17 protein-coding genes are annotated in these 19840 nt (G+C 71.6%); 6 read left to right on the top strand and 11 right to left on the bottom strand.

Features of this window, described 5'->3' with window-relative positions; translation table 11 throughout:
- Positions 1 to 112: 112 nt before the first annotated feature.
- From ABT116_RS26825 to ABT116_RS26835, 3 genes are all read right to left on the bottom strand, one after another.
- Complete coding sequence (locus tag ABT116_RS26825; RefSeq protein WP_351638828.1) at positions 113 to 904, bottom strand: aldo/keto reductase; 792 nt, start codon at positions 902 to 904, stop codon at positions 113 to 115.
- Positions 905 to 1059: 155 nt separating this feature from the next.
- Complete coding sequence (locus ABT116_RS26830) at positions 1060 to 2886, bottom strand: AMP-dependent synthetase/ligase (RefSeq protein WP_351638789.1); 1827 nt, start codon at positions 2884 to 2886, stop codon at positions 1060 to 1062.
- Between the two features lie 324 nt (positions 2887 to 3210).
- Entirely contained in the window at positions 3211 to 4089 is an 879-nt protein-coding gene (locus ABT116_RS26835) for a LysR substrate-binding domain-containing protein (RefSeq protein ID WP_351638791.1), read from the bottom strand.
- A gap of 163 nt (positions 4090 to 4252) precedes the next feature.
- Between ABT116_RS26835 and ABT116_RS26840 the strand changes: the two genes are divergently transcribed.
- Entirely contained in the window at positions 4253 to 5266 is a 1014-nt protein-coding gene (locus tag ABT116_RS26840) for a bile acid:sodium symporter family protein (RefSeq protein WP_351638831.1), read from the top strand.
- Here ABT116_RS26840 and ABT116_RS26845 read toward each other — a convergent pair.
- The 3 genes from ABT116_RS26845 to ABT116_RS26855 all read right to left on the bottom strand — a co-directional run bounded on the left by ABT116_RS26845 (position 5202) and on the right by ABT116_RS26855 (position 9377).
- On the bottom strand, positions 5202 to 6437 hold the full coding sequence (locus ABT116_RS26845; RefSeq protein ID WP_351638794.1) for a DUF5005 domain-containing protein: 1236 nt from the start codon (positions 6435 to 6437) through the stop codon (positions 5202 to 5204). The two genes, ABT116_RS26840 and ABT116_RS26845, sit on opposite strands and share 65 nt — an antisense overlap.
- An 11-nt stretch (positions 6438 to 6448) precedes the next feature.
- Complete coding sequence (locus tag ABT116_RS26850) at positions 6449 to 8320, bottom strand: exo-alpha-sialidase (protein ID WP_351638796.1); 1872 nt, start codon at positions 8318 to 8320, stop codon at positions 6449 to 6451.
- Between the two features lie 139 nt (positions 8321 to 8459).
- The gene (locus ABT116_RS26855) at positions 8460 to 9377 is read right to left on the bottom strand and encodes a quinone oxidoreductase family protein (RefSeq protein WP_351638800.1); all 918 of its coding nucleotides are present in this window, start codon (positions 9375 to 9377) and stop codon (positions 8460 to 8462) included.
- 101 nt (positions 9378 to 9478) lie between these two features.
- Here ABT116_RS26855 and ABT116_RS26860 point away from each other — a divergent pair, with 101 nt between their 5' ends.
- Complete coding sequence (locus tag ABT116_RS26860) at positions 9479 to 9916, top strand: MarR family winged helix-turn-helix transcriptional regulator (protein WP_351638803.1); 438 nt, start codon at positions 9479 to 9481, stop codon at positions 9914 to 9916.
- A gap of 112 nt (positions 9917 to 10028) precedes the next feature.
- Here ABT116_RS26860 and fdhD read toward each other — a convergent pair whose 3' ends face one another.
- The 5 genes from fdhD to ABT116_RS26885 are packed head-to-tail and all read right to left on the bottom strand — an operon-like array spanning position 10029 to position 16474.
- Positions 10029 to 10877 (bottom strand): formate dehydrogenase accessory sulfurtransferase FdhD, encoded by an 849-nt coding sequence (gene fdhD, locus ABT116_RS26865; RefSeq protein ID WP_351638806.1) that lies wholly within the window; start codon positions 10875 to 10877, stop codon positions 10029 to 10031.
- A gap of 7 nt (positions 10878 to 10884) precedes the next feature.
- A complete protein-coding gene (locus ABT116_RS26870; RefSeq protein WP_351638809.1) occupies positions 10885 to 11745 on the bottom strand; it encodes a 2Fe-2S iron-sulfur cluster-binding protein in 861 nt (286 codons plus the stop codon).
- Entirely contained in the window at positions 11742 to 13574 is a 1833-nt protein-coding gene (locus tag ABT116_RS26875; protein WP_351638811.1) for an NAD(P)H-dependent oxidoreductase subunit E, read from the bottom strand. Before ABT116_RS26875 ends, ABT116_RS26870 begins: the two co-directional genes overlap by 4 nt.
- A gap of 6 nt (positions 13575 to 13580) precedes the next feature.
- Positions 13581 to 15506 carry a molybdopterin oxidoreductase family protein gene (locus ABT116_RS26880; protein ID WP_351638814.1) on the bottom strand — a complete coding sequence of 642 codons (1926 nt, stop codon included), beginning with the start codon at positions 15504 to 15506 and terminating at the stop codon, positions 13581 to 13583.
- Positions 15503 to 16474: a 2-dehydropantoate 2-reductase gene (locus tag ABT116_RS26885; protein ID WP_351638817.1), complete on the bottom strand. Its 972-nt coding sequence runs from the start codon at positions 16472 to 16474 to the stop codon at positions 15503 to 15505. The genes ABT116_RS26880 and ABT116_RS26885 overlap by 4 nt, the downstream gene beginning before the upstream one ends.
- 235 nt (positions 16475 to 16709) lie before the next feature.
- Between ABT116_RS26885 and ABT116_RS26890 the strand changes: the two genes are divergently transcribed.
- From ABT116_RS26890 to ABT116_RS26905, 4 genes are all read left to right on the top strand, one after another.
- Complete coding sequence (locus tag ABT116_RS26890) at positions 16710 to 18044, top strand: OFA family MFS transporter (protein ID WP_351638819.1); 1335 nt, start codon at positions 16710 to 16712, stop codon at positions 18042 to 18044.
- Entirely contained in the window at positions 18013 to 18153 is a 141-nt protein-coding gene (locus tag ABT116_RS26895; protein ID WP_351638821.1) for an MFS transporter small subunit, read from the top strand. Before ABT116_RS26890 ends, ABT116_RS26895 begins: the two co-directional genes overlap by 32 nt.
- Positions 18154 to 18302: 149 nt before the next feature.
- Positions 18303 to 19241 carry a beta-ketoacyl-ACP synthase III gene (locus ABT116_RS26900; RefSeq protein WP_351638824.1) on the top strand — a complete coding sequence of 313 codons (939 nt, stop codon included), beginning with the start codon at positions 18303 to 18305 and terminating at the stop codon, positions 19239 to 19241.
- A 147-nt stretch (positions 19242 to 19388) separates the two neighbouring features.
- The coding region (locus ABT116_RS26905; RefSeq protein ID WP_351638826.1) for a GntR family transcriptional regulator at positions 19389 to 19840 on the top strand (452 nt) is incomplete at its 3' end.

Raw genomic sequence — 19840 nt, forward strand, 5'->3', positions numbered from 1 at the left:
CCCCGGAACGACAGCGCCCCGGCCCGGGCCCCTCGGGGGGCTCAGGGCCGGGGCGCTGCCGGGGTGCGGCCCCGTGCGAGGGGGATCCGGGCCCGGGTGCTGCCGGTGCGGCTCAGGCGCCGTTGAACTCGGCGGGGTCCGGGCCGATGCGCCGGTCCTCGTTCAGCGCGCTGATCGCCGCCAGGTCCTCGTCGTCGAGGCTGAAGTCGAACACCTCGATGTTCTCCTTGATCCGCGACGGCGTCACGGACTTCGGGATCACCACGTTGCCCAGCTGGATGTGCCAGCGCAGCACGACCTGGGCCGGGGTGCGGTCGTGCTTGCGGGCGATGGCCACGATCGCCGGGACCTCCAGCAGGCCCTTGCCCTGGCCGAGCGGCGACCAGGCCTCCGTGGCGATGCCCCGCTCCGCGTGGAACTCGCGGGAGACGCCCTGCTGCAGGTGCGGATGCAGCTCGATCTGGTTCACCGCCGGGACGACCGACGTCTCGCCGATCAGCTTCTCCAGGTGCTCGGGAAGGAAGTTGGAGACACCGATGGCCCGGATCCGGCCGTCGGCGTGCAGCTTCTCGAACGCCTTGTAGGTGTCGACGTACAGACCCCGCTCCGGCGTCGGCCAGTGGATCAGGTACAGGTCGACGTAGTCCAGGCCGAGCTTCTTCAGCGACGTGTCGAAGGCGCGCAGCGTGGAGTCGTATCCCTGGTCGGCGTTCCAGAGCTTCGTGGTGACGAAGAGCTCCTCGCGGGGCAGACCGGCTGCGGCGATGGCCTTGCCGGTGCCCTCCTCGTTGCCGTAGATCGCCGCGGTGTCGATGCTGCGGTACCCGGCCTCCAGTGCCGTCCCGACGGCCGTCTCGGCCTCGTCGTCCGGCACCTGCCAGACGCCGAAGCCCAGCTGGGGCATCTCGACGCCGTTGTTCAGGATGATCGGGGGGACCTTGCTCACGAGCTCTCGATCCTTCGGTAAGTGGTCAGTGTGCTCCCATCGTCAACGATCACGGGCGGTGATGCATTCCTGACGGGAGATTCCGAAGCCACACCTGCCCCGCGGGGTGGAGGTCACGCCCGGTAGAGCGCCTCGACCTCGTTCTCGTACGCCTTCTCGATGGCCTTCCGCTTCAGCTTGAGGGACGGCGTCAGCAGCCCGTGCTCCTCCGTGAACGGCTGGGCCAGTATGCGGAAGGTGCGGATCGACTCGGCCTGCGAGACGAGGGTGTTGGCGGCGACCACCGCGCGGCGCACCTCCGTCTCCAGATCCGCGTCGCGCACCAGCTCCGCCGCGGACATCTGCGGCTTGGACCGCATGGCCAGCCAGTGCTCCACGGCCTCCTGGTCGAGGGTGATCAGGGCGGCGATGTACGGGCGGTCGTTGCCGACGACGATGCACTGGTTGACCAGCGGATGGTCCCGGACGCGTTCCTCCAGCACACCGGGGGAAACGCTCTTCCCGCCGGACGTGACCAGGATCTCCTTCTTGCGGCCGGTGATGGTGAGGAAGCCGTCCTCGTCCAGCGCGCCGAGGTCGCCCGTGGCGAGCCAGCCGTCGTGCAGGGTCGCGTCGGTGGCCTTCTGGTTGTTGAGGTACCCCTGGAAGACGTTCTCGCCGTGCAGCCAGATCTCGCCGTCGTCCGCGATGTGCACGGTCATGCCCGGGATGGGCTGCCCCACCGTGCCGAACCGGGTGCGCCCGGGCGGGTTGGCGGTCGCGGCCGCCGTGGACTCGGTCAGGCCGTAGCCCTCGTAGATGTGGACGCCCGCCCCGGCGAAGAACAGCCCGAGGCGGCGGTCCATCGCCGAGCCGCCGGACATGGCGTGCTTGATGCGGCCGCCCATGGCGGCGCGGATCTTGGTGTAGACGAGCTTGTCGAACAGCTGGTGCTGCATGCGCAGGCCCGCAGACGGGCCGGGGCCGGTGCCCCAGGCCTTGGCCTCCATCGCGTCCGCGTACTTGATCGCGATGTCGACGGCCTTCTCGAAGGGGCCGGAGCGGCCCTCCTTCTCGGCCTTGCGGCGGGCCGCGTTGAACACCTTCTCGAAGATGTACGGCACGGCCAGGAAGAACGTCGGCTTGAACGCGGCAAGGTCCGGCAGCAGGGCCGCCGCGTTCAGCTGCGGCTGGTGGCCGAACTTCACCTTGCCGCGGATCCCGGCGACCTGGACCATCCGCCCGAAGACGTGGGCGAGCGGCAGGAACAGCAGGGTCGCCGCCTCGTCACCGCGCCGGGAGTGGAACACCGGCTCCCAGCGCTCGATGACGGTGTCCGCCTCGTACATGAAGTTGCCGTGCGTGATGACACAGCCCTTGGGACGGCCGGTGGTGCCCGAGGTGTAGATGATCGTGGCGACCGAGTCGGGTGTGACGGCCTGCCGGTGGCGGTGCACCACCTCGTCGTCGAGGTGCGCGCCCGCGTCGTACAGCTCGTGCACGGCACCGGAGTCCAGCTGCCACAGCCGGTGCAAGCGGGGGAGCCGGTCGATGACGGTGGCGATCGTCATCGCGTGGTCCTCGTGCTCCACGACCGCGGCCGTCACCTCGGCGTCGTAGAGCATCCAGAAGCACTGCTCGGCCGAGGACGTCGGATAGACCGGCACGACCTGGGCGCCGACCGTCCACAGCGCGTAGTCGAAGAGGGTCCACTCGTAGCGCGTGCGGGACATGATCGCGACCCGGTCGCCGAACCGGATGCCGCTCGCCAGCAGGCCCTTGGCCAGGGCGAGCACCTCGTCGCGGAACTCGGCGCTGGTGACGTCCTGCCATTGACCGGAGTCGTCCTTGCGGCCCAGCGCGATGTGCTGCGGGTCCTCCTGGGCATGCTCGAAGACCACGTCGGCCAGACCGCCCACCGGAGGTGCCAACGCCAACGGAGGGTTGGTGAACTCGCGCAAACCCCGCTCCCCGTTCCTCAGCGCTCTTGTCGAGTGACGCCCCGCACAGCGCCGTGAAAGCTACCCCACCCGGCCAGGGGACGGGAGGGGGTACGGAAGCGCGCACCGCTCCGGTCCGCGCTGGTCAGCGAGGGAAAAAGCGCTCACATGGGGAAGGGTCGGACACAAACCTGACGGTTGAGTAAGTTTCGGTGCCGTAATCTCCACCGAATCTGTACGAGTCCGGCCGTGGCGAGACGCGCCGTCGAAGGGGGTCCCTTCTGTCAGCGGGACGGCGGCGGATTCTGTCACTCTGCTGCCCTCGGAGGCGATTGACCGGCCAGGTCACAGACCCTTGCGCTCGCTGCGCTGCAGCCGGTCCCCGCCGGCCAGGACGGCCGCCGCCAGGGCGTCCGCCGCGCCCTGGGCGGAGGGGCGGCGCCGACCGTGGACCAGGACGAAGTCGACCTGCCCCAGTTCCGGCAGCCCCGCCCGGTCGGGGACCCGGACCAGACCCGGCGGGATCAGGCCGCGGGAGTGGGCCATCACGCCGAGACCGGCCCGGGCCGCCGCGACGAGGCCGTTGAGGCTGCCGCTGGTGCACACCACGCGCCAGTCGCGGCCCTGTCGCTCCAGGGCCTCCAGGGCGAGGGCGCGGGTGATGCCGGGCGGCGGGTAGACGATGAGCGGCACCGGACGGTCCGGGTCGAGCCGGAGGCGTTCCGCGCCGATCCACACCAGCCGGTCGTGCCGGACCAGCTCGCCCCGTGGGTCCTCGGGGCGCCGCTTGGCCAGGACCAGATCCAGCTTCCCGGCGGCCAGCTGCTCGTGCAGCGTGCCCGACAGCTCGACCGTCAGCTCCAGGTCGACCTCCGGGTGCTCGTGCCGGAAGCCCTCCAGGATCTCGGGCAGCCGGGTCAGCACGAAGTCCTCCGAGGCGCCGAAGCGCAGCCGGCCGCGCAGCCGGGTGCCCGTGAAGAACGCCGCCGCATGCTCGTGCACCTCCAGGATCCGGCGGGCGAAGCCGAGCATGGCCTCGCCGTCCTCGGTCAGCTCCACGGAGTGCGTGTCCCGGGTGAACAGCGTCCGCCCGGTGGCGTCCTCCAGGCGCCGCACGTGCTGGCTGACCGTCGACTGCCGCACCCCGAGCCGCCGCGCGGCCTGTGTGAAGCTCAGCGTCTGCGCCACCGACAGGAACGTGCGCAGATGAGACGGGTCGTACATGAGCCCCAGGTTATCGCGAAACGCGATGACAGTGAGAGCGGCATGCGGGATTCCCGATCGCCGGTCGGGGCAGCAGGATGGAAGGGGGCCGCTACGGCCCCAGGACCGACCGAAGTACCAAAGCAAGTGGAGCACCGTGAAACGCCTGCGCTGGCCGCATTGGATGCCGATCGACCCCTACATCCTGCTCCTCCTCGGGACGGTGGGCCTCGCCGCGCTGTTCCCGGCGCGCGGACCGGCCGCCGATGTCGCCTCGGGTGCCTCCACGGCGGCTGTCGCCCTCCTCTTCCTCCTGTACGGCGCCCGGCTGTCCACGCGTGAGGCGCTCGACGGACTGCGGCACTGGCGGCTGCACGTTACGGTCCTGGCCTGCACTTTCCTGGTCTTCCCGCTGCTCGGGCTCGCGGCCCGTGGACTGGTGCCGGTGATCCTGACGCACCCGCTCTACCAGGGCCTGCTCTTCCTCACCCTGGTCCCGTCGACCGTCCAGTCGTCGATCGCCTTCACCTCGATGGCCCGTGGCAACGTGCCGGCCGCGATCTGCGCGGGCTCCTTCTCCTCCCTCGTCGGCATCGTCGCCACCCCGCTGCTCGCGGCCTCGCTGCTCGGCGGCAGCGGCGGCGGATTCTCCGCCGACTCGCTGCTGAAGATCGTGCTGCAACTGCTGGTGCCGTTCCTCGCCGGGCAGTTGCTGCGCCGCTGGATCGGCGGCTTCGTCACGCGCCACAAGCAGGTCCTCGGCCTGGTGGACCGCGGCTCGATCCTGCTCGTCGTCTACACCGCGTTCAGTGCGGGCATGGTTCAGGGCATCTGGCACCAGGTCAGCCCGGCGCGGCTGGGCGGCCTGGCCGTCGTGGAGGCCGTGATCCTCGCCGTGATGCTGCTGCTCACCTGGTACGGCGGCAAGGCGCTGGGCTTCGGCCGGGCGGACCGGATCGCGATCCAGTTCGCCGGCTCGAAGAAGTCCCTGGCGGCCGGACTGCCCATGGCGAGCGTCCTGTTCGGCGCGCAGGCGGCGCTCGCCGTGCTGCCGCTGATGCTCTTCCACCAGATGCAGCTCATCGTGTGCGCGGTGATCGCCAAGCGTCGCGCGCGGGAGGCGGCGGCGGAGGTCACCGCACCGCAGCCAGTCGCAACGACACGAACCGTGGCCGGTACAGGGACACGTTCCGGCTGAGCCGGTCGGCGGCGCCCGTCGTCTCCAGCCAGTTGACGTCGTAGCTCAGGACGAGCCGCCCGTCGCCGCTCAGCACCGGGTGCGCCTGCGGGTTGTAGGCGGCCACCTGCCCCTGCGGCAGCGGCGGGCCGAACTCCTTCGCGGGGCCGTGCCACGGCCCGGCCGGGGAGCAGGCCCAGTAGGACGCCACGGTGGTCAGCCCCTTCGCACCGGCGGCCATCGTGAACAGCACGTACGTACCGCCCTCCCGGACGACCGAGAACGCGCTGCCCACGCCCTTGCGCCGCCCGTCCCCGAGCACCGGCCGGGGGCGGGCGCGGGGCACCCACGCCGAGCCGCTCCAGTACTGCCAGGCGGCCGGGTCCGCGAGCCGGCCCGCCGGGACACGGGCCGCGTACGCGTGCGAGACGGGGCGGGAGGCGGGCCGGCCGTCGTCACCGCCGAACACATAGGTCCAGCCGTCCTCCTCGACCAGCGTCGTGCCGAACAGCACCCGCCGGGACGGGTCGGCGACCGGCCGCTGGTCGAGAACCTCGGTGATCGACTCCAGGCGCAGCCCGGGCAGCGACAGCGTGGCGACCTCGGTCGCGGTGGGCACGCCGTAGATCCAGGGGGCCTGCCCTGCCGTGCGCACCCACAGCAGCACCCGGACGACTCGCTCCGAGGAGCCGGGCGAGCGGGGTTCGACGCGTGCGGCGACCGGCCAGCGCCACTGATTCGGTGCCGGGTCGGCGAACAGCGGGGCGGGCAGGGTGGATTCGAGGCGGCCGTCGCGCATCAGCACGGCCGAGTTGCGCACCAGCGGCGTGCCGGCGTCCCGCCAGGCGTAGGACTCGCCGTGCGGGTTGGGCGGGCCGTACACCCGGCCCAGGTAGGTGTCCGAGAACAGCCACAGCACCCGGCCGTCCGGCAACCGCACCGAGTGGGTGCCGTCGCCGCCCGTCCAGTCGTCCGTGCGGCTCGCGTCGTCGCCGTAGCGGGCGAATTCGGCGTCGAGGGCGTCGTCCGTGTCCCAGGAGCCGACGGTGAGCGCCTGACAGGTGTCGTCGTCCGGACCGTCGTCGCCGGGCAGGGCGATGAGCAGCGCCGCGCCGAGAACCAGGACCAGCAGCAGGCCGATCCCGGTTCCCGTGCGCTGTCGTGCTCGTGATGCTCCTGAGTCGTCGGGCACGCCCAGTGACGTTAGTTGCTGCCGCTCACCCGGTCCATGGGCAGCCACAGCACCGTGCCCCGGGAGGCCGCGCCCGAGGCACCGGAGGCCAGTTCCTCGTCGCTCAGCGCCCGGTTCCACACCCGGACGTCGTCGATCGACCCGGTGAGGAACGCCCGGCTGTCCATGCGCTGGCCGATGTGCACGCCGAACGGCGAGTTGCGGCTGACCGAGCCCGGCACGTCAGCGGTGGTGAGCGGCGTGCCGTCGAGGAACAGCGTCAGCCGCCCGCCGCCCCGGCGCAGCGCCAGATGGTGCCAGCGGCCGTCGTTGTGGGCGCCCTCGGTCCACACCGAGGCCGACCTGACGGTCGTCGCGCCCGACCTGGTGGTGATCAGCGCCCGGACCCGGTCGCTCGCGGGTTCCCCGCGCAGCCAGATCTGCGGCTGGGTGCTGCCGATACCGCCCATCCACAGGAAGGGCTGCTCGCCGGCCGTGGCCGTGTAGCGGAAGTGCAGCGACGCCGTGAAGTCCCCTTCCCCGAGCGGCAGTCCGGACCGGTACGGGAGCCGGACGGCGTCGTCGGCGCCGTCGAAGGACAGCGCGCCGCCCCGGGCACCGTCCGTCCGTGCGGCACCGCCGAGCACGGCCGCGGGCCTGCCGCCCGCCGCCGCGTCACGCGTGGTCGGGTCGGCGCCACGGCGTGGCTTCAGCCAGTCCTCGGTGAAGCGGGCGAAGCGGATCTCGTCGCGCGCGTCGACCGCGCCGCCCTCGTACAGCAGCCCCACCGTCGAGTCGCCCAGGGCCGCCATGTCGGAGTAGCCGGACCAGTCCGTGGTGACGACCGTGCCCCGGTCCACGCTCTCCCAGGTGCGCCCGCCGTCGTAGGAGGAGCGGACCATCATCGTGCGGCGGCGGTCGGGGTCGGCCGGAGCGGACAGCAGCAACCGGTCGCGAAGGCGCAGCGTCGCGCCCTGGACCTGCGGGGTGTACAGGTCCGGCAGGTCGCGGAAGGGCGCGGCGAAGCTGTCGCCGCCGTCGAGGCTGAGGGTCTGTGAGCGGTGGCCCAGGTCGGTGCCGTCCTGTTCCCGGCCGCTGACGAGCAGGGCGCCGTCGGGGCGTTCGGTGAGCGTCACCTCGGACGGCTTCTGCCGGAACGTGCCGTCCTGCGCTATGGGCCAGGTGTCCGTGGCGCCGACCCGCCAGGAGTCGCCGCCGTCGTCGCTGACGACGAGCGCGGCGTGGTTGGCGGAGACCCGGGTGCCGTTCCACGTCTCGGTGTTGACGCCGAACACGAGCCGCCCGGCGTGCTTGCCGCGGGTCAGCTGGATGCCGTGCACGGGACCGGTCGCGTACCAGGAGTTCCAGTCCTCGGGCAGGATCTCGCCGCTCAGATCGCGCGGCTTGGACCAGGTACGGCCGTCGTCGTCGCTGTACTGCAGGTGCGGGGTGCGGTCGCAGGGGACGGTGCAGTTGCCGGCGTCCGTACGGCCGGTGTTGTACGTCTCGGCGAGCAGGATCCGGCCCGTCCTGCGGTCCACGACGGGCGCCGGGTTGCCGTGCGTGTCGCCCGCGCCCTCGGTGACGACCTGGAGCGGCCCCCAGGTGCGGCCGCCGTCGGTGGAGCGCTTGACGACGATGTCGATGTCGGCCGCGTCACCGCAGTTGAGGACACGGCCCTCGGCGAAGGCGAGCAGGGTGCCGCCGGTGGTGCGCACCATCGCCGGGATCCGGAAGCAGGCGTAGCCCGGATCCTGGGACGCCTTGAAGAGCACCTGCTGGTCGAACTCCGGTAAGGCCGTGGCGGGCCGGCTGTGCGCCACAGCTGTGGGCGCGAGGAGCGCCCCGGTCGTGACGGCGGCTGTCAGGGTGGATCTCAGACGTGCGCGAAGACTTGACGGCATGGTGCGACCTGCCCTTCATGCGTCTGTCGGCTGGACCACCGGATCATGGGAACGGACATCCGGTCATTCGGACATTCCACGTCCCATGTGTGGGCCACAGACGGTACTTGGCTCACAGACCCCCCACAAGGACCGTGCGTCAGGGGATCAGGACGACCTTGCCCAGGTTGGACCGCCCCTCGATCTCCGCGTGTGCCTTGGCCGCGTCCTCCAGGGCGAACTCCCCGTGGAGGACGGGCCTGAGCTCTCCTGCCGCGAACAGCCGCCACAGTTCCTCACGCCACTGCTCGTACAGGTCCGGCTTGCCGCGGGCGATGCGGGCCATCTGGAACCCGATGACCGACTTGGCTCCCACGAGCAGGTCGTAGGCCTGGATGGCACCGCCGCCCGAGCTGTATGCCACCAGCCGCCCCTCGGGGACGAGTGCGTGGAGGGCGCGGGTGAGCAGCTCGCCGCCGACCGCGTCCAGGACGTAGTCCACCGGTGTTCCCCAGCTCGCGTCGCCGTACGAGATGACGTGGTCGGCGCCGAGACCGCGCACGAAGTCGGCCTTGGCCGGGTCGGAGACGGCTCCCACCACGCGTCCGGCGCCGCGCGTCCTGGCCAGCTGCACGGCCAACTGGCCGACACCGCTCGCGGCCGCCGTGACCAGGGCCGCCTCGCCCGGCTCGGGGCGGGCCGCCTCCAGGGCGCCCAGGGCGACCAGGCCGCTGCGGACCAGGGCGACCGCGTCGACGGCGCTCGCGTCCGGGGGGACCGGGGAGGCCATGGCCTCGTGCAGCACCGCGAAGTCCGCGTAGCCGTGGCCGAGGCAGAGCCCGGTCACCCGGTCGCCGGTGCCGAAGCGGGTGACGCCCTCACCGACGGCCGTGACCTGCCCGGCGATCTCGCCGCCGAGCGGGACCGGTTCGGCCGCCTCGGTGACCTTGCGCACGACCGGGAGCGTGACGCCGATGGCCTCCGCGCGCACGAGCAGCTCTCCGGGGCCGGGCACGGGGAGCGGTGTTTCCTCCACGAAGAGGGGGCCGCCTGGGGATTCGTAGCGGACGCGGCGCATCACACCTCCGGGGTCGTTGGTGATCCCAATGAGATCTCAGGGTGCCCAACGTATAGGAGGATCATAGGGAGAACCAACGATCTCTTGGTTAGGCTGCGGCCATGTCGGAAGCACCCCTCCCCGCGATCCGCTCCCTGCCCAGCTGGCTGCTCGGCCGCGCCGCCGCCCGCGGCCGGGCCCTGGTGGCCGAGGCGCTGGCGGACGAGGACATGCGGATGTGGCACCACGTGGTGCTGTCCGCCGTCCGCGACCTCGCCCCCGTCGCCCAGGCCGACCTCGGCCGCGGGGTCCGGCTTGACCCCAAGGACCTCGTCGGCGTCCTCGACGACCTCCAGTCGGCGGGTCTGGTGGTACGCGAGCCGGACCCGCGGGACCGCCGCAAGAACGCGGTGTCCCTCACCCCACGCGGCGCCCGGCTGCTGAAGCGTTGCGAGAAGGCGGCCCGCGCCGCCAACGACGAACTGCTCGCGCCGCTGTCGGCGGCCGAACGGGAGCAGTTCACGGCGATGCTGGCCCGGATATCCGGTACGGCCGACTGAGGACCCGGGGCCGGCCCGCCGGTCTGCGCGCGGGGCCGAGACGGGGCCCCTGCGGCGCAGGGGGCGCTCCCCGCCGGTCGGGGCCCCGCCGCCGTGTCGCGGAGGAACCTGCTCAGCCCTGGGCGGCCGCGGCCCGCAGAGCGATCCGGTCCTCACCCGCGTACACGTTCATGGAGCTGCCCCGCAGGAAGCCCACCAGCGTCAGGCCCGTCTCGGCGGCCAGGTCCACCGCCAGCGAGGACGGCGCCGACACGGCTGCCAGGACCGGGATGCCGGCCATCACGGCCTTCTGCGCCAGCTCGAAGGAGGCCCGGCCCGACACGAGCAGAACCGCCCGGGACAGCGGCAGCTCCCCGTTCTGCAGGGCGCGGCCCACCAGCTTGTCGACCGCGTTGTGCCGGCCCACGTCCTCCCGGACGTCCAGCAGCTCGCCCTCCTCGGAGAAGAGGGCCGCGGCATGCAGGCCCCCCGTCCGGTCGAAGACCCGCTGGGCCGCGCGCAGCCGGTCGGGCAGGCTCGCGAGGAGCCCGGGGGAGATCCGGATCGGGGGAGTGTCGGCGATGGGGAAGCGGGCCGTGGTGCGCACCGCGTCCAGCGACGCCTTGCCGCACAACCCGCAGGACGACGTCGTGTAGACGTTGCGCTCCAGGGTGATGTCCGGGATCACCACGTCCGGAGCCGTCTGCACGTCGACCACGTTGTACGTGTTCTGCCCGTCGGTCGTTGCGCCCGCGCAGTAGACGATGTTCCGCAGGTCCCCTTGCGCGCCCAGCACCCCCTCGCTCACCAGGAAGCCCGCCGCCAGCGCGAAGTCGTCGCCCGGGGTGCGCATGGTGATCGCCAGCGGCTTGCCGTTGAGCCGGATCTCCAGCGGCTCCTCGGCGACGAGCGTGTCCGGGCGGCTGGAGACCGCCCCGTCCCGGATGCGGATCACCTTGCGTCGTTCCGTGACTCGTCCCATGTCCTGATCAGTCCCGGTTCTGTACGTGCTGGTAGCCGAAGCGGCCCTTGATGCAGAGGTTGCCGTGGGTCACCGGGTTGTCGTGCGGCGAGGTGACCTTCACGATCTCATTGTCCTGCACGTGCAGCGTCAGGTTGCAGCCCACTCCGCAGTACGCGCACACCGTGGTCGTCTCCGTCTGCCGCGACTCGTCCCAGGTACCCGCGGCGCGCATGTCGAACTCGGACTTGAAGGACAGCGCCCCCGTCGGGCACACCTCGATGCAGTTCCCGCAGTACACGCACGCCGAGTCGGTCAGCGGCGCGTCGTGCTCCACGGCGATCCGGGCGTCGAAACCGCGCCCGGCGACCGAGATCGCGAAGGAGTTCTGCCACTGGTCGCCGCATGCGTCGACGCACTTGTAGCAGAGGATGCATTTGTCGTAGTCACGGACGTACAGGTCGTTGTCGATCTTCGGTTCCTCGTTCAGGCGGGCCGCGTCCGGGCCGAAGCGGTCCGGCTTCGCCTCGTACTCCTTGAGCCACCCGGCGACCTTCGGCGTCGTCGACAGGTCGACCGAGGACGCGAGCAGTTCGAGGACGACCTTGCGGCTGTGCCGGGCGCGCTCGGTGTCCGTACGGACCTCCATGCCCGGCTCGGCCTTGCGGGAGCAGGCCGGGACGAGTGTCCTGGCCCCCTCGACCTCGACGACACAGACCCGGCAGGCGTTCTTCGGGCGCAGGGTGTCGCCCTCGCACAGGGTCGGGATGTCCTTCCCGGCCGCCCGGCAGCCCTCCAGGATCGTCGAACCCTCGGGGACCCGGGCCTCCTCGCCGTCGATGGTGAACTCCAGCATGCGGCGCGGGATCCCCAGCGGTGTGACGGTCATTCGTACGCCCCCAGACGGTCGATGGCGGATTCCACGGCGTTCCACGCGGTCTGCCCGAGACCGCAGATCGAGGCGTCCCGCATGGCGCGGCCGACCTCCCGCAGCAGCGCGATGTCACCGGCGGCCTCGGCGCCCGTGTGCTCCGCGATCCGGTGCAGCGCCTCCTCCTGCCGGACCGTCCCGACCCGGCACGGCACGCACTGCCCGCACGACTCGTCGCGGAAGAACTCCGCGATGCGCAGCAGCAGCCGGGGCAGGGGCACGCTGTCGTCGAAGGCCATGACGACCCCCGAGCCGAGTGTCGTGCCGGCCTCCCGTGTCCCTTCGAAGGTGAGCGGCACGTCCAGCTCGTCGGGCCGGACGAACCCGCCCGCGGCCCCGCCGAGCAGCACCGCCCGCAGCCCCTCGCGCACCCCGGCCAGGGTGAGCATTTCGCCGAGCGTCGCGCCGAACGGCACCTCGTACACACCGGGCCGCTCCACACTCCCGGACACGCAGAACAGCTTCGGCCCGGTGGAGCGCCCGGTGCCGATCGCCGCGTACGCCGGGGCGCCCATGGTGAGGATCGGCAGGACGTTGACCAGGGTCTCGACGTTGTTCTCGACCGTCGGCTTGCCGAACAGGCCCTTCTCCACCGGGAACGGCGGCTTGGAGCGCGGCTCGCCCCGGTAGCCCTCGATGGAGTTGAACAGGGCCGTCTCCTCACCGCAGATGTAGGCGCCCGCGCCGCGCCGGATCTCGATGTCGAAGGCGTACCCCTGCCCGAGGACGTCGTCACCGAGCAGCCCGCGGGCACGGGCCTGCGCGATGGCGTGCTCCAGCAGGTGCAGGGCGCGCGGGTACTCCCCGCGCAGATACAGGTAGCCCTGGTGGGCGCCGGTCGCGTACCCGGCGATCGTCATCGCCTCGACCAGCGCGTACGGGTCGCCCTCCATCAGCACGCGGTCCTTGAACGTGCCCGGCTCCGACTCGTCGGCGTTGCAGACGAGGTAGTGCGGACGGTCGGGCTGGGACGCCGTGGCCTGCCACTTGCGGCCGGTGGGGAAGGCGGCGCCGCCACGCCCGACCAGGCCCGAGTCGGTGACCTCGCGGATGACCCCGGCGGGTCCCAGCTCGAAGGCCCGGCGCAGGGCGGTGTAGCCGCCGTGGGCGCGGTAGTCGTCGAGGGACGACGGGTCGACCACCCCGACGCGGTGCAGCAGCATCAGCCCGCCCTGCCCCGCCTGGGGCACCGCCAGCGCGGCCGGTGGCTCTTCGGGCGCGGAGTCCGGGGAGCTCGCGGCGAGCACGGCGTCGTGGACGGTCGCCGGTGCCGAGACGGCCGTGCGGACCGGGTCACCCGCCTTGATGGCGAGCGCCGCCGGGGCGCGTTCGCACAGCCCCAGGCACGGGCTGCGCTGGACGCTCACCCCGCTGCCGAGGCCCAGCCGCTCCTCGATCCCGGCGCACAGCTCCGGCGCCCCGGCCGCCGCACACGCCAGGTCCGTGCACACGTGCAGCACGGTCGCCGGACGGGGCTTGACCGAGAACATGGCGTAGAAGGTGGCGACCCCGTACGCCTCCGCCGGCGGCACCGTCAGCCGCCGGCACAGGTAGTCGAGGGCGCCCTCGCTGATCCAGCCGATCCGGTCGTTGACCGCGTGCAGCCCCGGCAACAACAGGTCGCGACGGTCCCGGGCCTCGCGCCCGCCCCGTGCCCACCTCAGATCGGCGGCTCGCATCTCGTCGCGGGCGGCGCCCTCCCAGGAGGACTCGGGAGGCCCGAGGAGGGCGTCGACGGCCGCCCGTTCCTCGTCCGTCGGTTTGCTGTCACCGAAGTGCAGGTCCACGTGCGTTCACCCCACGATGGTCGCGATGGGCAGCTTCTCGATCCGGATCGCCGACGCCTTGAACTCCGCCGTCCCGGCGATCGGGCAGTTCGCCTCGATCGTCAGGGCATTGGTGTCCACCTCGTCCGGGAAGTGCATGGTCATGAAGGCGAGCCCGGGCCGCAGCGCGGTGTCCACCCACACGGGCGCGGTCACCGACCCGCGCCGCGAAGTCACCTGGACGTGCTCGCCGACCACGACGCCGTAGCGCTCGGCGTCCTCCGGGCTCAGCTCGATGAACTCACCGCGCCTGAGCGGCGAGGCGTAACCGCCGCTCTGCACACCGGTGTTGTACGAGTCGAGCCGCCGCCCGGTGGTGAGCCGGATCGGGTACCGCTCGTCGGTGAGGTCCACCGGCGGGTCGTGCTGCACGATCCCGAAGGGCGCGAGCGGGCCCCGCCGGGCGGGGTCGGTCTCCCACAGCCGGCCGTGCAGATAGGTCGGCTCGATGCCGTCCGTGCTCGGGCAGGGCCACTGGATGCCCTGGTGCTCCTCCAGGCGCTCGTACGTCATGCCGTAGTGGTCGGGCGAGACGGACCGCAGTTCGTTCCACACGGTCTCGGCGTCGGCGTACTTCCAGTCGTGTCCGAGGCGGGCCGCGAGCTCGCAGATGATGTCGATGTCCTCGCGGGCCTCGCCGGGCGGGGTGACGGCCTTGCGGACGCGCTGGACCCGCCGCTCGCTGTTGGTGGTCGTGCCGTCGGTCTCCGCCCAGCCGGCGGTGGCCGGCAGGACGACGTCCGCGAGCTCGGCGGTCTTCGTCAGGAAGATGTCCTGCACGACCAGGAAGTCCAGCGCCTTCAGCCGCCGCACGGCCTGCTCGCTGTCCGCCTCGGACTGGGCCGGGTTCTCGCCGATGCAGTACACGGCCCTCAGCGAGCCGTCCTCCATCGCCTCGAACATCTCCGTGAGGTTCAGGCCGTAGTGGGGCTGGATCACGGTGTCCCAGGCCGACTCGAACTTCAGACGGACGCTCGCGTCGAGGATGTCCTGAAACCCGGGCAGCCGGTTGGGGATCGCGCCCATGTCGCCGCCGCCCTGCACGTTGTTCTGCCCGCGCAGGGGCTGCAGGCCCGACCCGTAGCGGCCGACGTGCCCGGTGAGCAGGGACAGGTTGATCAGGGCGCGGACGTTGTCGGTGCCGTTGTGGTGCTCGGTGATGCCGAGGGTCCAGCACAACTGGGCCCGCTCCGCACGGGCGTAGGCGTGCGCCAGCTCGCGGATCGCCGCCGCCGGTACGCCCGTCACCTTCTCGGCGAGCGACAGCGTCCACGGCTCGACCAGGGCCTTGTACTCCTCGAAGCCGCTGGTCGCCCGCTCGATGAACGCCTCGTTCGCGAGCCCCGCGTGGATGATCTCGCGGCCGATCGCGTGCGCCATCGGGATGTCCGTGCCGACGTTGAGCCCCATCCAGCTCTCCGCCCACTCGGCGGTCGAGGTCCGGCGGGGATCGACCGCGTACATCCGGGCGCCGTTCCTGATCCCCTTCAGCACGTGCTGGAAGAAGATCGGGTGCGCGAACCGGGCGTTCGAGCCCCACATCACGATGACGTCGGTGTGCTCGATCTCCTCGTACGACGACGTCCCGCCGCCCGAGCCGAACGCCGCCGACAGGCCCGCCACGCTCGGGGCGTGACAGGTGCGGTTGCAGGAGTCGACGTTGTTGGTGCCCATGACGACGCGGGCGAACTTCTGCGCCACGTAGTTCATCTCGTTGGTGGCGCGGGCGCAGCTGAACATGCCGAAGGCGTCGCGGTTGCGCCCGAGGCCCGTGGCGGCCCGGTCCAGGGCCTCCTCCCAGGTGGCCTGCCGGAACGGCTGGTCGCGGGAGTCCCGGACGAGCGGGTGGGTGAGCCGGGTGTAGGTCTTGGGGGTCCGGTCGCGTTTCCTCATGCGGCGCTCCTCAGCGCGAGCAGGTCCGAGATGGCGTGCACGGTGCGCAGGGTGGGCACCTCCACGCCGGTGATCTCCGCCAGCTCGACGACCGCCGCGAGCAGCACGTCGAGTTCGAGCGGCTTGCCGCGCTCCAGGTCCTGGAGCGTGGAGGTGCGGTGGTCGCCGACCCGCTCGGCACCGGCGAGCCGGCGCTCGATGGAGACACCGACCTCGCAGCCGAGGGCCTGGGCGACCGCCAGCGTCTCGGTCATCATGATCTCGATGACCCTGCGGGTACCGCCGTGCAGGCACATCTGCCGCATGGTCGCGCGGGCCAGCGCGCTGATCGGGTTGAACGAGATGTTGCCGAGCAGCTTGACCCAGATGTCGCCCCGCAGGTCCGGTTCGACCGGGCACTTCAGGCCGCCCGCCTGCATGGCCTCGCTGAACGCGAGACAGCGCGCGGAGCGGCTGCGGTCGGGCTCGCCGATGGAGAACCGCGTGCCCTCCAAGTGCCGGACCGTGCCCGGCCCTTCGAGTTCGGTCGCCGCGTAGACGACACAGCCGATGGCCCGTTCGGGCGCGAGCACCGCACTGACCGCGCCGTCGGGGTCGACACTCTCGACACGGTGGCCGTCGTACGGACCGCCGTGCCGGTGGAAGTACCACCAGGGGATGCCGTTCTGGGCCGCGACGACCGAGGTCGTCTCGTGCAGCAACGGCGCGATCAGCGGCCCGCACGCCGCGTACGCGTTGGCCTTCAGGCCCAGGAAGACATGGTCGACCGGGCCCACTTCGGCCGGGTCGTCGGTGGCGTGGGGGCGCGCGGTGAAGTCGCCGCGCGGGCTGCGCACCCGGACTCCGTGCTGCCTCATGGCCGCCAGATGCGGTCCACGGGCGATGAGATGCACCTCGGCACCCGCGCGGTGGAGCGCGGCGCCGACGTAGGCGCCGATGGCACCGGCGCCGAGAACTGCGACTTTCACGGGAACACTCCGTTCGGTTTGAGGGATACCGCGGAGGTGGCTGCCGTCCGGCCGCCCGACGGGTTGCGTATGGCTCGGGGACGGCTTGTGTCGACGAAATATTGTCTACAGTATGGAGGTTGGGTGGGCAAGGGTGCGCGCACCGACCGTTCGGCGCATGCCGGATACCGTTCGCCGCATACGGTCGACGTGCCGCCTTCCCAACTCCCGTGCGGATCCCTACCGTCCGGGGTTCATGAGTCCCCCAGTCGCGCCCCCGGGCTGGAGCCGCTGGCTCGTTCCGCCCGCCGCTCTCTCCGTACATCTCTCCATCGGCCAGGCCTACGCCTGGAGCGTGTTCAAGCCGCCCCTGGAGTCCGCGCTCGGCCTCAGCGGCACCCAGAGCGCGCTGCCCTTCCAGCTGGGCATCGTCATGCTGGGCCTGTCCGCCGCGTTCGGCGGCACGCTCGTGGAGCGCAAGGGCCCGCGCTGGGCGATGACCGTCGCCCTGATCTGCTTCTCCTCCGGCTTCCTGCTCTCCGCGCTGGGCGCGTCCCTGGAGCAGTACTGGCTGATCGTGTTCGGCTACGGCTTCGTCGGCGGCATCGGTCTCGGCATCGGCTACATCTCACCCGTCTCCACCCTGATCAAGTGGTTCCCGGACCGGCCCGGCATGGCCACCGGCATCGCCATCATGGGCTTCGGCGGCGGCGCGCTCATCGCCTCGCCCTGGTCGGCCCAGATGCTGGAGTCGTTCGGCGGCGACAGCTCCGGCATCGCGCTGGCCTTCCTCGTGCACGGGCTGTCGTACGCCGTCTTCATGCTGCTGGGCGTGCTCCTGGTCCGGGTTCCGCGTCATGCCCCAGGGGCGCGGGGAACTGCGCGACAAGCCCCCGCCGGCCCGCAGGTCTCGGCGAAACAGGCCATCCGCACCCCCCAGTTCTGGCTCCTGTGGATCGTTCTCTGCACGAACGTCACCGCCGGCATCGGCATCCTGGAGAAGGCCGCGCCGATGATCACGGACTTCTTCGCGGACACCTCCACCCCGGTGTCCGTGACGGCCGCCGCCGGCTTCGTCGCGCTGCTGTCCGCCGCGAACATGGCCGGCCGCATCGGCTGGTCGTCGACGTCCGACCTCATCGGCCGCAAGAACATCTACCGCGTCTACCTGGGCGTCGGCGCCCTGATGTACGCCCTCATCGCCCTCTTCGGCGACTCCTCCAAACCGCTGTTCGTCCTGTGCGCGCTGGTCATCCTCTCCTTCTACGGCGGTGGATTCGCCACGGTTCCCGCCTATCTGAAGGATTTGTTCGGCACGTACCAGGTCGGTGCCATCCACGGGCGGCTGCTCACCGCCTGGTCCACGGCCGGGGTGCTCGGCCCGCTGATCGTGAACTGGATCGCCGACCGGCAGGAGGAGGCGGGCCGGCACGGCGCGTCCCTGTACGGACTGTCTTTCGTGATCATGATCGGGCTGCTCGTCGTCGGCTTCGTCGCCAACGAACTGGTCCGGCCCGTCGACCCCCGCCACCACGTCCCCGCCCCGAAGGAGGCCGCCCGTGTCGAGCCACAACAGTCAGAGTCCGCCTAGCCCGGACCGGCGGTGGCTGATCGCCCTCGCCTGGGTGTGGGTGGGGGTACCGCTCGCGTACGGGCTGTACGAACTGGTGCGGAAGGCCACGCAGCTGTTCACCGGGTAGGGGTTCGACAGGTGCCCGGGCGTCCTGGGTCCTGACCGAAGCTGACAACCCCGGCCCCCGTTTCCTGTTGCCTTGGCTGCCGTCGTACCCGTGAGTCACTGATCAGACTGGAGGATCCGCTACCCAAGGCAACGAGGGGGATCCACCCAATGAACGGCTCGCGCATCGCCGCCGTCGGCCACTACCAGCCCGCCAAGGTCCTCACCAACGAGGACCTGGCGGGCCTGGTGGACACCAGTGACGAGTGGATCAGGAGCCGGGTGGGCATCCGCACGCGTCACATCGCCGGACCCGACGAACCGGTCGACGAACTGGCCGCCCACGCCGCCGCCAAGGCCCTGGCCGCGGCCGGGCTGACCCCGGCGGACATCGACCTGGTACTGGTCGCCACCTCCACCGCCGTCGACCGCTCGCCCAACATGGCCGCCCGGGTCGCGGCGCGCCTGGGCATTCCGCAGGCCGCCACCATGGACCTCAACGTGGTGTGCGCGGGGTTCACCCACGCCCTGGCCACCGCCGACCACGCCGTTCGCGCGGGGGGCGCGAGCCGGGCGCTGGTCATCGGGGCCGACAAGATGTCCGAGGTGACCGACTGGAGTGACCGCAGCACGTGCGTGCTCGTCGGTGACGGGGCCGGGGCCGCGGTGGTGGAGGCCGCGGGCGAGGCGGCCATCGGGCCGGTGCTGTGGGGCTCGGTGCCCGACATGGGCCACGCGGTGCGCATCGAGGGCACCCCGCCGCGCTTCGCCCAGGAGGGCCAGAGCGTCTACCGCTGGGCCACCACACAACTCCCGCCCATCGCACGCCGGGCCTGCGAGCGGGCCGGGCTGGAGCCGGCCGACCTCGCCGGAGTCGTGCTGCACCAGGCGAACCTGCGCATCATCGAACCCCTCGCGGAGAAGATCGGCGCCGTCAACGCGGTCGTCGCGCGCGATGTCACGGAGTCCGGCAACACCTCGGCCGCGAGCATCCCGCTGGCCTTCTCGAAGCTGGTCGAGCGGGGGGCGATCACCAGGGGCGACCCTGTACTGCTGTTCGGTTTCGGCGGGAACCTGTCGTACGCCGGGCAGGTCGTGCGCTGCCCGTGAGCGGCGGGGCGGTGTGACGCGGTCAACTCCTCGAATCCCTGGCTGTTGTGGGCCGTAGACTGTAGACGAAAGACAATCAATACTTATTCTGCGGCGATACCGGCTCGCGCCGCGTTGTGCACGGCCCTGCCGAGGAGGGGGACCGCGATGCTGTCGACAGGCCTGCCCCAAGGGGCGGTACCCAAGCTGGAACGCCCGGGTCCGCTGCGCGACCGTGTCTACGAGGCACTGCTCGAACTCATCACCACCCGTGCGCTGCAGCCCGGCCAGCATCTCGTCGAGAGCGAACTCGCCGGGCATCTCGGGGTCTCCCGGCAACCGGTGCGCGAGGCGCTGCAGCGGCTCAACACCGAGGGGTGGGTCGATCTGCGGCCCGCACAGGGCGCGTTCGTGCACGAGCCGACGGAGGAGGAGGCCGACCAGCTCCTCACGGTCCGTACGCTTCTGGAGGCCGAGGCGGCCCGGCTCGCGGCGGCCAACGCGAACAGCGCGGGCATCGCCGCCCTGGAAGCGCTGTGCGCGGAGGCTCTGCGAGAGCAGGCACGCTGCGAGAGTCTCAGGCTCACCCTCCCGGATCAGGCCGCCCCCACATGTGATCG

This window comes from Streptomyces sp. NPDC002130 (assembly GCF_040296465.1).
GTDB lineage: Bacteria > Actinomycetota > Actinomycetes > Streptomycetales > Streptomycetaceae > Streptomyces.

What these genes read in the sequence shown, in the direction of transcription:
- ABT116_RS26880 (WP_351638814.1), bottom strand. Translation starts at nt 15,506, where the DNA reads ATGAGGAAACGCGACCGGACCCCCAAGACCTACACCCGGCTCACCCAC.
- fdhD (WP_351638806.1), bottom strand. Translation starts at nt 10,877, where the DNA reads ATGGGACGAGTCACGGAACGACGCAAGGTGATCCGCATCCGGGACGGG.
- ABT116_RS26870 (WP_351638809.1), bottom strand. Translation starts at nt 11,745, where the DNA reads ATGACCGTCACACCGCTGGGGATCCCGCGCCGCATGCTGGAGTTCACC.
- ABT116_RS26825 (WP_351638828.1), bottom strand. Translation starts at nt 904, where the DNA reads ATGCCCCAGCTGGGCTTCGGCGTCTGGCAGGTGCCGGACGACGAGGCC.
- ABT116_RS26835 (WP_351638791.1), bottom strand. Translation starts at nt 4,089, where the DNA reads ATGTACGACCCGTCTCATCTGCGCACGTTCCTGTCGGTGGCGCAGACG.
- ABT116_RS26890 (WP_351638819.1), top strand. Translation starts at nt 16,710, where the DNA reads ATGAGTCCCCCAGTCGCGCCCCCGGGCTGGAGCCGCTGGCTCGTTCCG.
- ABT116_RS26850 (WP_351638796.1), bottom strand. Translation starts at nt 8,320, where the DNA reads ATGCCGTCAAGTCTTCGCGCACGTCTGAGATCCACCCTGACAGCCGCC.
- ABT116_RS26860 (WP_351638803.1), top strand. Translation starts at nt 9,479, where the DNA reads ATGTCGGAAGCACCCCTCCCCGCGATCCGCTCCCTGCCCAGCTGGCTG.
- ABT116_RS26855 (WP_351638800.1), bottom strand. Translation starts at nt 9,377, where the DNA reads ATGCGCCGCGTCCGCTACGAATCCCCAGGCGGCCCCCTCTTCGTGGAG.
- ABT116_RS26900 (WP_351638824.1), top strand. Translation starts at nt 18,303, where the DNA reads ATGAACGGCTCGCGCATCGCCGCCGTCGGCCACTACCAGCCCGCCAAG.
- ABT116_RS26840 (WP_351638831.1), top strand. Translation starts at nt 4,253, where the DNA reads ATGCCGATCGACCCCTACATCCTGCTCCTCCTCGGGACGGTGGGCCTC.